Genomic DNA, 10,910 nt, shown 5'->3' on the forward strand with positions numbered 1-10,910 from the left:
TGGTGATGCAGAGTACGCGTTACTGGGGTTTGTTCTGGATTGCAGTGAGCCTGTCCGTCCACGCCCTGCTCGTGGGGCGCCAGCTGGAAAGCAGCTTCTTCGTCATGTTCTTCTTCTGGGGCTTCGTCGCCTTCTCGGCGGCCAGGGGCACGCTGGAAGATGCGCAAACCATGGCAGTGGTCATGGTCATACTGCTCGGTGCGGTCATTGCGGCGACGCTGCTCGGCAAGACGGAAACTCCGAGTCTCGCCTACAATAGCTTTGCGCTCTATCCGGCCGCGGTCAGCTGGATCAGCGTGTTCTTTTACATCCGCTATCTCCGCCAGCGTGACGGCGGCGAGCTTCACGGGCCCGCCCCCCTGTGGTGGTGGCAGCGCCACTCGGGCTGATCGTCCGCTTACTGCTTCTTGATGACATCCTTGGCGCCATCCGCACCCATGTAGACCGCGAGGATCTTCACCGGAACCGTGCCGCTGTTCAGGCCCGCATGCTCCACATCCATGGCCTCGAGGAAAGATTCGCCCTGCTTGTAGGTGCGCTTGCCGTGACCTTCGTAGTCGACCGTAACCTCGCCTTCGAGGATGTGAATGAAGGTGGGCACGCCATGCTTGTGCACCACCGTCTTTTCCCCCGGCGCAAGCACGACGATCAGTGCGTTGACATGCGCCTTGCCGCTTGCCGGCCAGACGATCTGCTCGTCCATCACCGTCTTGTCGCCCGAGAAGAGCGGAATGGCGGGATAACCATCCGCCAGCACCGGGCCGGACAGCAGCGCCACAACAAGCCCGGCAAAGGCCAACGATCCGAGTCTCATGTGCAACGTCCTGTTTGAACAAGCTGACGGCAACTCAGCACGCATGCACCAGTCCGCGCAAGCATCCACCATCCGTCACTGAAGGTCTCACGCAGGCGTGGCAGTCCGCTTGCGCCCGCGCCAAGCTGCCAGAAGTTCGAAGGCCACTGCCAGGAGCGTGGGGCCAATAAACAAGCCCAGGAAGCCGAAGGAGATAAAGCCCCGAACACGCCAAGGATGATCAGCATCAGCGGCAACTTGATGCTGGAACCGATCAGCAGCGGCTTCAGAAGATTGTCGCTGAAGGTCACCAACAGGCCCCAGGCCACGATGAACCAGAAGGCCGGCCCCATGCCGGAGGTTGAATAGAGCCACCATGCGGCCCCGCCCCACACGAGGTTGATGAGCACGCCACCAAACTGGCTTATGGCGAAGATCAGCGTCACGAAGCCCAGTGGTGCAGCCCCCGGAACCCCCGCGAGAAACACGCCGATGGCCATGAGAAGACCCTGGATCACTGCCGTGCCGACAATGCCGTAGAACACCCCGCGCGTGGCGCTGGCCGCAACGTTCGTCAGATCCGCAAGCTGCTGCCCGCCGAGCCGGGAGAGGCTGTCGCGCAGCACCACGGCAACCTTGTCGCCGCGCGACCAGAAGCTGGTTGCCACGATCAGCGCCACCGCGAAGTCCATGACGCTGGAGGCCAGGCCAAAGGCCGCATCCGTCAGGAACTGCCTCACCGGTTGCGAGAAGGACATCAGCATGGCCTTGGCTTCCGGTGTCTGCGCCAGGAGCCCATCCCATGTCGAGGCGATCGAGCTGCCGACCAGCGGCAGGTCCGTGATCCAGGCAGGAAGCTGCGGGGCTGACTCAACCCACGCCATGCCTTGCGTCATCAGATCCTTCACCTCCCCGGCGAGGCCCGGCGCCGCGACCGCCATGGGTGCCAGCACGAAAATCAGCAGCAGCGACAGCAAGAGACTTGCAGCAGCCGGGCCCGACAGCCCCTTGCGCACAAGCCATGAGCGCAACGGCCAGACCACCACCGCCAGGATGGCGCCGAACACGAGCCCGAGCATGAAGGGCCTGAGAACCAGATAGACGCCCGCCAGCAGCAAGCCGAACAACAGCAGCAGCGCAAATCTCTCCAACAGCGATGCAGCACCACCAATGGAAGGTTGCGGGTCGTCTGGCCGTTGCATTCTCGGATGCTCCCCTCTTGACTCACGATATAGCACGCGAAGGTGGAGAGCGGTACCGCGGGTCGGAGGATCAGCCCTGCACGATGCGCCCCGAGAGCGCACCTTCGACAGCCTTGAGGCGCTCGCTCACATCGTCCCAGCCGCGCACCTGTGCCTCACTGGCGAGGAAGCCAACAAGCGCCTTGTAGAGCGAGAGCATTGAGGCATCGGGCACGGCGACCAGCCTGTTTTTCTTTGTCATCTTCTTGTGTCCTGCTGCCTGCAAAAAAGTAGTATCTGGGAGCATCGCCCTACAGGCAGCGACGCTGTTTCGGCAAGAGAAGAACTACCTAATCACATTCACAAAGTACAATGTTCTCCTGCGGCGTGCAACATCATGTGCACACACGAATTACTTGTGTTGCCCGCTCAAATGACAACGGCCCCACGCAGGGGCCGCAGAAGATTTGATGTCTCCCGTTCAGCGATCAGTGCGCTGCAACTCGACGCGACGGTTGAGGGCGCGTCCCTGCAGGGTCTTGTTGGAGCCCACGGGATTTGAAGCGCCGGCACCGGCAGTATCAAGCCGGGCTGCGGAGATGCCGAGCTTCACCAGCGCGGCCTTCAACGAAGTGGCGCGGGCCAGCGAGAGCTTCTGGTTATAGGCCGGCTTTCCGATCGAGTCGGTGTAGCCGGTGATGCGCAACGTCCACAGTGGGTTGTTCCTCAGTGTCGTCGCCATGTCGTTGATGAGCGGCTGAGATTCGGAGCGGATCGAGGCCTTGTCGAAGTCGAAATGGATGCCATAGGTGCGGTACATGCCGACCGTGGCCAGCGCCTGTTGCATCTCGCCCTGCAGTGCCTTGCCGGGAACGGCACGCACGACGCGCTCTGTACGCGGGGTGGCCTCGCCGGTGAACTGGACCGAGTATTCGAGCAGGATCGGGTTGTTCTTGTTGTTGAGGAAGGTGAAGGTGCCGGTCGCCGACTTGGACCTGCCCTTGAAGCTGCCCGTGGCGGTAATGGCCGGTACATCCACCACCTGGTCACCTAGTTGGACGGAGAACTTGGCCTTGGGATCAAGCAGCATGAACTGCCCATCCACCCTGTTCAACGCCGCATCATAGATAATGGAGGACGGGGCGGAGCCAGTGGTGCGCAGCTGCTCCAGCACTGCGGTCGAGGTGCCCAGCGTCGTGGTGTCAGGCATCACGAGCGGCATGGCCGAATTGTAGCCAAGCACGAGCGTGCGGGCGGTGGCACGATCCGCCACCTGGATGCGGCGCACGGCACGCATGCCGCGCGAGCTGGAATAGTTGATGTCAAAAGTGGTGGTGCCGACCTTCGCGAAGGTCATCCACGACTCGGCGTCCGGGCCAAAGGCATTGGTCCAGGCGGTTGTGATGGTGCCGCCATTGTTGGGCATGAAGGGTCCGAGGCCCTGCTGGGCACTCGCACTGCCGATGCCGAGAGCGATGATCCCGGCTGCAAGAGCCGCCGTCAGTAACTTGCGCATGCTTGGATGTCCTTTAACCGCTAAAAATGTAGAGATGGACTGGGCGGCAACACTCCACCTTACGGGGGTTGAGTGGCCCAGGGAATATTGCTGCGGCCGATGTCGAAGCCGACCTTGTAGAGGGCCTTCATGAAGGGCGGGTCGAAGGGCTCCGGCTCCTCCATATTGAAGCTGTCAGGCACCCAGATCGCCCGGAATGCAATGCCGTCGCGGAGCGCGTTGGAATACATGCGGTAAAGGTCGCCCACTCCCTGCGTGGTGATGAGCGTGCTGATCGAACGTCCGACGATCGAGGCAAGCCGCGGCTTCACCATCTTGTACTCCGGTGTCACCCGTCCGTTGCGGATCACATACAACGTGCGCTTGATGCCGCTGCGCTTCAGCTTGATGTCCTGCGCCTTCACCGAGAAGTTCGAGGGGAACATGAAGGCCTGGTTCGTCGTACCGCCATCGACATGCATCTCGTCGAAAGTCTTGCCGTCGGCCACCACCTTGATCTTCACCGGCGGGAAAACGCCAGGGATCGAGGATGATGCCACGAGAATATCCTGGATCAGCTGTTTGCGGCCAGGCTCGCGGCTCGACGCAATGGCACCGATGTCCCACACCACCGGTCGTCCGGCATCGAGATTGGTGGTGCCGACGAGCAGCTTGCGGCCGCGGGCGTTCTGGACGGCGATGTCGGCCACCATCTGGTCCGTCACATAGCGGGCCACGAGCTGGCGAAGCGGCGTGCTGTCTGCCGCGGCTGATGAGCGGAGAAGGCTGAGGACGGGCTTGCGCCGGAACACGTCCTCCCCCGAGATGCCGGTATAGGCTGCGGTCAGCAGCCTGTCATAGGGCGGCCCGAGATAGGCGAAGGGCGCGATGAGCGAGCCCGTGGATATGCCGGTGACGACAGTGAATTCCGGCCGTGTTCCGGATTGGGTCCAGCCGGTCAGAAGCCCCGCACCGAAGGCGCCGTTGCTGCCGCCGCCGGAAATGGCCAGGAAATTCCGGACCGTGGTCGAAAGTCCGGCGGCCTTCTGCTGCGCGGCGATCTCCTCAAGCACGGCGGGGGACAGACCGTCGCCGTCATCACCCCAGTAGCGGATATGACTGTAGCCAGGCACAGCGGTGCGGCTGACGAGCGGCTCCGGCACCGGATCGCGCAGCGACTCGACCGTCGGACCCGCACAGGCTGCGAGCACAAGCCCCACAAGAGCCAGAAGAAGACGCCTCGACCTATTCACAATGCGCGACGTCTCCGGAAGCGCGAGCGCGCTATACCTCAGAACTTGACGACGGCAGCGACCACAGGCCCCTGCTCGACAACATCATAGACGAAGCCGTCGTTGCTGTAGTCCACGCTCATCGCGCGGTAGCCACCGAACAGCGAGAAATGATCGGTGAAGTCATAACCCGCGCCGGCCATCAGGTCCCACATCAGGTCGGACCCGACGCCAAAGCCGCCGATCATCGCCCAGCTGGCGACATAGACGTTGGGCAGCACGTCGACACGCAGCTTGGCGCCAACCAGCGGGTCAGCCCAGGTGGCGCCGTCGCTCCACGACCGGCCACCGACCAGTCCACCCTTTGCGTCGAAGTCATTGTTCACCGACCACAGACGCACACCGGCGATCAGGTCGAGCCGTGCCATGTCGGTGTCGATGATGCCGTATCCCGCAACACCCGTGAGCATGAGGCTGGTATTGGTGACGTCGATCCGGTTGGCGACAACGCCAAACGGTGTGTAAACCGACTTCCCGACATTGGTGTAAGTGGCGTCGACGCCCATCATGAAGCGGCCCTTGCGCGCCTCGGCGAGGCCCATGACAGCGAAATCGAGGTTCTGCACGATGTCGCTGAAGGGCAGGTCGACATTCTGTGGGGGCAATCCGAATACGCCCACGTCGCCGTTCAAACCCGCCGCCCAGCCATAGAGCGCGACGGTGAATTTCCAGTCGCTGGTGTCCGGCACCGGCGGAATATCGGCGGCGCGGGCCGCTACCGGCACGGCAAGGCAAAGCAGAGCCGAGGCGGCGATGACTTTGAGCGACTTCATGAACATGTAGGCTTCCCCCCGAATTTCGAAGATTTATACACAACCAGACCCATTGGAAAAGTGCATCTGGCGACAATTGCCAGCCCCGGTTCACCTTTGCGACGGGGTGACGCATCCCTGCAACACCTTGGAATTGCAGCATTGCGACCCCAAGTCATCCTGTACGGATCCCGAACGTGCTATTCTAGCCTCAGGGATCGTCAGACAGGAGCCAAATCCATGATCAAGCGTTATGTTCCGGCGGTACTCGCCATTGCCCTCATCGCGACCCTTCCGATGGATGCCTTTGCACGTGGTGGGGGTGGCGGCTTCGGCGGCGGCGGCGGTGGCCATGGAGCCGGCGGTGGCGCATATGGCGGGGCACGCGGGCCTAGCGACCGCGGCTCCCTGAGCTATGGACGTCCGCAAAACCCGGCCGACGCGCGGCTGTTCGACCAGGCCCGCAAGTCGTGCAACGGGGCGCAGTACCCCTCCGGCGCCACACCGCGCATCAACTACGATGCCAACTCCTTCAGTTGCTTTGAGCCGGGCGGTTCTCGGCACTAAGTCAGCAAAGGGCGGGTCAATCGTCACGCTTGCCAGCCCGGAACCTCCCTCCTAACAACATGTCTCACATGTCGAAGGGAGAGTTCCGTGGCGAAGCGCATCGTTTTCACCGGTGGGTCCGGCAAGGCTGGCAAGCACGTGGTGCCGTGGCTCAAGGCCAAGGGCTATGACATCCTCAACCTCGACCTGAAGCCGCTTGACTGTCCGGGCGTGAACACGCTCATCACCGACGTCACGGATTCCGGGCAGGTGTTCAATGCCCTGACCATGCATCATGGCTTCGAGGGCTACGACAAGGGCCGCGTGCCATCGGCGCCGGATGCGGTCGTCCACTTCGCCGCCGTGCCGCGCGTGTTGATCCAGCCGGACAACGCCACCTTCACCGTCAACACCATCTCCACTTACAACGTCATCGAAGCGGCGATGAAGCTGGGCGTGCGCAAGGTCATCATTGCGTCAAGCGAAACGACCTATGGAGTCTGCTTCGCTGAGGGCGACAAGGACTATCACCATTTCCCGCTGGATGAGGACTACGACAGTGACCCGATGGATTCCTATGGACTGTCCAAGGTGCTGAACGAGAAGACGGCAAGGGCCTTCGCCATGCGCTACGGCGCCGACATCTATGCGCTGCGCATCGGCAACGTCATCGAGCCGCATGAATACCCGATGTTCAAGGGCTTCCTCGACAACCCGATGAACCGCAAGCGCAACGCATGGAGCTACATCGATGCGCGTGATCTCGGTCAGATCGTGCATCTCTGCATCGAGAAGGATGGCCTCGGCTTCCAGGTGTTCAACGCGGTGAACGACACGATCACCACACGGGAATCGACCGCCGATTTCCTAAAACAATATGTACCGCAGATTCCGCTCAAGCGCCCCATGGTGGGCAACGAGGCACCGCTCTCCAACGCCAAGATCCGCGAGGTTCTCGGCTTCAAGGAAGAGCACGACTGGCGGAAATACGTCTGATGCAATTCCCCTTCACGCCACTCTGCGAAGTGCTGCCCTCCTCCGTGCCCTTCGTGGGGCCGGAGGCTCTCGAGCGCCGCACGGGCACGATGTTCCGTGCCCGCATCGGGGCGAATGAGAGCGTGTTTGGCCCGTCTCCGAAAGTTGTCGCCGCCATGCAGGCCGCAGCCGGGGAGAGCTGGCAGTATTGCGACCCGGAGAACCATGACATCAAGGCAGCGCTGGCAAAGCACCTCGGCGTGGCGCCGGAGAACGTGATGGTCGGCGAAGGCATCGACGGCCTCTTCGGCTATGCCGTGCGGCTCTTCGTCGAGCCGGGCATCACGGTTGCCACGTCGCTGGGTGCCTATCCGACCTTCAACTTCCATGTCCATGGTTTCGGCGGCAAGCTTGTCACCACGCCCTACGTGAACGACCGCGAGGACCCTGCCTCGCTGCTCGACCTCGCGACCCGCGAGAAAGCGCGCCTGATCTATTTCGCCAACCCGGACAATCCGATGGGCAGCTGGTGGGATTCCGCGTCCGTGCAACGCATGATCGACGCCATTCCCGATGGCGCACTGCTGATGCTGGACGAGGCTTACGGCGAGTTTGCGCCGGAAGGAACCCTGCCGCCACTCGATGTTTCGAACCCGAAGCTGCTGCGCTTCCGCACCTTCTCGAAGGCCTATGGCCTTGCCGGCATGCGGCTTGGCTACTGCATCGGGCATGCCGACCTCATCCGCGCCTTCGACAAGATCCGCAACCACTTCGGCGTCACCAGGCTGGGCCAGGTGGCGGGCATAGCGGCGCTCACCGATCAGGATCACCTGCGCCGCGTCGTCACCTCCGTTGTGGCCGTGCGCGACGAGATCGCCACCATCGCGCGGAAGAACGGCCTCACACCGCTTGCCTCCGCCACCAATTTCGTCGCCATCGACTGCGGCCACGACGGCGCCTTCGCCAAGCGCGTGCTCGATGGTCTGGTGGCAGCCGGCGTCTTCGTGCGCATGCCCGGCGTGGCGCCCCTCAACCGCTGCATCCGCGTGACCGCAGGCACGGCGGAGGACCTGGGCATCTTCGCGGAAGAGCTGCCGAAGGCGCTGAAGGCGGCTTTGGCCTGATCAACTCCTCACGTCCGCTTCCTTTTCGTCGCCCCCAATGAAAATGCCCGGGACAAGCCCGGGCATGATGCGTGCGTGAAGGTCTGAAGCGGCATACCTGCCGATCAGACGCTCGGATAGTCCGTGAAGCCCTTCTGGCCCGGCGTGTAGAAGGTGCCGAAGTCGATCTCATTGAGCGCGGCCCCTGACTTCCAGCGCGACACGAGATCCGGGTTCGAGAGGAAGGGACGGCCAACGGCGACGAGGTCGCAGGCCTTGTCTTCCAGCTCCTTCTCGGCACGCTGGGCGTCATAGCCGCCCGACAGGATCAGGCTGCGCTTGAACTCCTTGCGGATGGTCTGCTTGATCGCCGCAGGAACTTCCGGAGCGCCCATCGGGGAGTGATCGACCAGATGCACATAGACGAGACCCAGCTCATTGAGCTTGGCTGCGAGGTAAGCATAGTCGGATGCCATCTCGGGATAGTCGGGCATGTCGTTGAAGACGCCATAGGGCGACAGGCGGATGCCAACCTTGTCAGCGCCGATGGCGGCAATCGCGGCCTTGGCAGCCTCGAGCACGAAGCGCGCCCGGTTCTCGATCGAGCCACCGTAGCTGTCGGTCCTCTGGTTGGACGACGGACGGATGAACTGCTCGAGGAGATAGCCGTTGGCAGCGTGAAGCTCGACGCCGTCAGCACCCGCTGCCACGGCATTGCGGGCCGCGGTGCCGAATTCGGCGATGGCGGTCTTGATGTCAGCGTCCGTCATGGGTTCCGGCGTGGGGTGGGGCTTCATGCCTTCGGCATCGGTGTAGATCTCGCCGGCAGCTGCAATGGCAGACGGACCCAGGACGCGGCCACCCGTGGGAAGGTTGAGCGGATGGCCGATGCGGCCGGTGTGCATCAGCTGAATGAAGAACTTGGCACCACCTGCATGCGCAGCCGCGACAACCTTGCGCCAGCCTTCCACCTGCTCGGCGCTGAAGATGCCCGGGATGCGGGGATAGCCGAGGCCGTTCGGCGAGGGCGACGTACCTTCGGTCACGATCAGGCCTGCCGAGGAACGCTGGCCGTAGTATTCGGCGATCAGCTCATTGGGCACATTGCCGGTCGCGCGGTTGCGCGTCATCGGGGCCATGACCAGGTGGTTCTGCAGCTTGAGCGGGCCAAGGGTGGCGGGCGAGTAGAGGATGGACATTGATTGCCTTTCTGTAGCGCGTGTTGATTTCGTCGTTGGGATGGCGTGGAAAGCCGCTTGTCAGGCAGCTCGTGGCGTGAAGCGTGCACGTGGCCGCTGGGCGCGGGCGGTCATGCATTTTCCATTTCGTGCTTGGTGTTGATGAGGTCGTTGATGTCGAGGCGCTGGGTGGTCATTGCGATGCTGCCATCGGCATTGCGCGGCCACGCTGCTTCCGGCTTGTCCCAGTAGAGTTCGATACCGTTCATGTCAGGGTCATGAAGGTAGAGCGCTTCGGAAACGCCATGGTCGGCGGCACCATCGAGCTGCAGCTTGTTGGCGACAAGGCGCTTCAGGGCGTCAGCCAGGTCGGCGCGGGTGGGATAGAGGATGGCCACGTGATAGAGGCCCGTCGTTCCGGGCGGCGGCGGCGAACCGCCGGCACTCTCCCAGGTGTTGAGGCCGATGTGGTGGTGATAGCCGCCCGCCGAGATGAAGGCCGCCTGCTTGCCATACATCTGCTGCAGCTCGAAGCCGAGCAAGCCGCAATAGAAATCGAGCGCCCGCTGGATGTCGGACACCTTCAGGTGAACATGGCCGATGCGTGTGCCGGCCGGGATCGGAGCAGAGGCGGGCATGAGCGTCCCTTTCTGTAACGTTAGTCGTTACCGATATAGGCAACCCCCGGTTCCTGTGCAAGCCCCTTGAGCGGACCAAAAGGTGCAAAACCGTGGATGAGTTCCGGCTTCCCTTGAAAACGGGGGGCGCATTCCGCAAAACGAAGGCGAAATCCACAGGAGATCACGCCATGGCCGACGCCACACTTCCCAAGACGCTCGTCGTGGTTGATCACCCGCTCGTTCTCCACAAGCTGTCGCTGATGCGCGACAAGACAACGCCGTCGGCGGTATTCCGCCAGCTGCTGCGCGAGATCAGCCTGCTGCTCGCCTATGAGGTCACGCGCGACCTGCCGATGACCACCCAGAAGATCGAGACCCCCCTCACCGAAATGGACGCCCCGATCCTCAAGGGCAAGAAACTGGTGATCGTGTCGATCCTGCGCGCCGGCAACGGGCTGCTCGAAGGCATGCTGGACCTGCTCCCCTCCGCCCGCATCGGCCACATCGGCCTCTACCGTGACCCGGTCACGCTGAAGCCCGTCGAATATTACTTCAAGGTTCCATCGGATATCGGCGAGCGCCCGGTCATCGTGGTGGACCCGATGCTGGCCACCGGCAATTCCACCGCCTATGCCATCCAGAAGCTGAAGGACGCGGGCGCCAAGGACGTGCGCCTCGTCTGCCTGCTCGCCGCCCCCGAGGGCATCCGCCGCGTCGCCAAGGACCATCCGGACGTTGCGATCTACACGGCGGCGGTCGACAGCCACCTCAACGACCACGGCTACATCGTGCCGGGCCTGGGCGATGCGGGCGACCGCATGTTTGGCACCAAGTAATTCATTTACCATAGGGGCGGACAGTGCCCCCGCCATACCAATTGAAAACCATTGGCCGGGTAGCGTCCTCGTGAGTGGGAACAGGTCAGTGGGAATGATGGCAGAGCCGGCAGTTATTGGCGCGAGCCCCGAAAGAAAA

Annotated in this window: 13 protein-coding genes; 5 read left to right on the forward strand and 8 right to left on the reverse strand. The window is 62.7% G+C overall.

Translation table 11 applies throughout. The annotated features are described in order from the left end of the window. On the forward strand, positions 1 to 389 hold a 389-nt coding region (locus tag WCJ41_RS17480; protein ID WP_336907118.1), incomplete at its 5' end, for a hypothetical protein. An 8-nt stretch (positions 390 to 397) separates the two neighbouring features. Here WCJ41_RS17480 and WCJ41_RS17485 read toward each other — a convergent pair. The 6 genes from WCJ41_RS17485 to WCJ41_RS17510 all read right to left on the reverse strand — a co-directional run bounded on the left by WCJ41_RS17485 (position 398) and on the right by WCJ41_RS17510 (position 5,534). Beyond that, positions 398 to 814, reverse strand: coding sequence for a cupin domain-containing protein (locus tag WCJ41_RS17485; protein WP_336907119.1), 417 nt, complete (start codon positions 812 to 814; stop codon positions 398 to 400). Further along, positions 811 to 1,995, reverse strand: a complete 1,185-nt coding sequence (locus tag WCJ41_RS17490) for an AI-2E family transporter (RefSeq protein ID WP_336907120.1) — start codon at positions 1,993 to 1,995, stop codon at positions 811 to 813. Before WCJ41_RS17490 ends, WCJ41_RS17485 begins: the two co-directional genes overlap by 4 nt. Before the next feature lie 70 nt (positions 1,996 to 2,065). Then, complete coding sequence (locus tag WCJ41_RS17495) at positions 2,066 to 2,236, reverse strand: hypothetical protein (protein WP_336907121.1); 171 nt, start codon at positions 2,234 to 2,236, stop codon at positions 2,066 to 2,068. 219 nt (positions 2,237 to 2,455) lie between these two features. After that, positions 2,456 to 3,490 (reverse strand): OmpA family protein, encoded by a 1,035-nt coding sequence (locus WCJ41_RS17500; RefSeq protein ID WP_336907122.1) that lies wholly within the window; start codon positions 3,488 to 3,490, stop codon positions 2,456 to 2,458. A gap of 59 nt (positions 3,491 to 3,549) precedes the next feature. Next, a complete protein-coding gene (locus WCJ41_RS17505) occupies positions 3,550 to 4,722 on the reverse strand; it encodes a patatin-like phospholipase family protein (RefSeq protein ID WP_336907123.1) in 1,173 nt (390 codons plus the stop codon). 38 nt (positions 4,723 to 4,760) lie between these two features. Then, on the reverse strand, positions 4,761 to 5,534 hold the full coding sequence (locus tag WCJ41_RS17510) for a hypothetical protein (protein ID WP_336907124.1): 774 nt from the start codon (positions 5,532 to 5,534) through the stop codon (positions 4,761 to 4,763). A gap of 219 nt (positions 5,535 to 5,753) precedes the next feature. On the opposite strand from WCJ41_RS17510, the gene WCJ41_RS17515 reads away from it, so the two are divergent. The 3 genes from WCJ41_RS17515 to WCJ41_RS17525 all read left to right on the forward strand — a co-directional run bounded on the left by WCJ41_RS17515 (position 5,754) and on the right by WCJ41_RS17525 (position 8,158). Then, positions 5,754 to 6,080, forward strand: coding sequence for a hypothetical protein (locus WCJ41_RS17515; protein WP_336907125.1), 327 nt, complete (start codon positions 5,754 to 5,756; stop codon positions 6,078 to 6,080). Between the two features lie 87 nt (positions 6,081 to 6,167). Further along, on the forward strand, positions 6,168 to 7,055 hold the full coding sequence (locus WCJ41_RS17520; protein ID WP_336907126.1) for an NAD(P)-dependent oxidoreductase: 888 nt from the start codon (positions 6,168 to 6,170) through the stop codon (positions 7,053 to 7,055). Beyond that, positions 7,055 to 8,158 carry a pyridoxal phosphate-dependent aminotransferase gene (locus WCJ41_RS17525; protein WP_336907127.1) on the forward strand — a complete coding sequence of 368 codons (1,104 nt, stop codon included), beginning with the start codon at positions 7,055 to 7,057 and terminating at the stop codon, positions 8,156 to 8,158. The genes WCJ41_RS17520 and WCJ41_RS17525 overlap by 1 nt, the downstream gene beginning before the upstream one ends. 104 nt (positions 8,159 to 8,262) lie before the next feature. Here WCJ41_RS17525 and WCJ41_RS17530 read toward each other — a convergent pair whose 3' ends face one another. Together WCJ41_RS17530 and WCJ41_RS17535 are read right to left on the reverse strand one after the other, a co-directional pair. After that, positions 8,263 to 9,336 carry an alkene reductase gene (locus WCJ41_RS17530; RefSeq protein ID WP_336907128.1) on the reverse strand — a complete coding sequence of 358 codons (1,074 nt, stop codon included), beginning with the start codon at positions 9,334 to 9,336 and terminating at the stop codon, positions 8,263 to 8,265. Positions 9,337 to 9,446: 110 nt separating this feature from the next. After that, positions 9,447 to 9,953: a VOC family protein gene (locus WCJ41_RS17535; RefSeq protein WP_336907129.1), complete on the reverse strand. Its 507-nt coding sequence runs from the start codon at positions 9,951 to 9,953 to the stop codon at positions 9,447 to 9,449. 170 nt (positions 9,954 to 10,123) lie between these two features. Between WCJ41_RS17535 and upp the strand changes: the two genes are divergently transcribed. Further along, entirely contained in the window at positions 10,124 to 10,771 is a 648-nt protein-coding gene (upp, locus tag WCJ41_RS17540) for a uracil phosphoribosyltransferase (protein ID WP_336907130.1), read from the forward strand. The last annotated feature ends 139 nt before the right edge of the window (positions 10,772 to 10,910 follow it).

Source organism: Aestuariivirga sp. (assembly GCF_037139295.1).
In the GTDB taxonomy this organism is placed as follows: Bacteria; Pseudomonadota; Alphaproteobacteria; order Rhizobiales; family Aestuariivirgaceae; genus Aestuariivirga.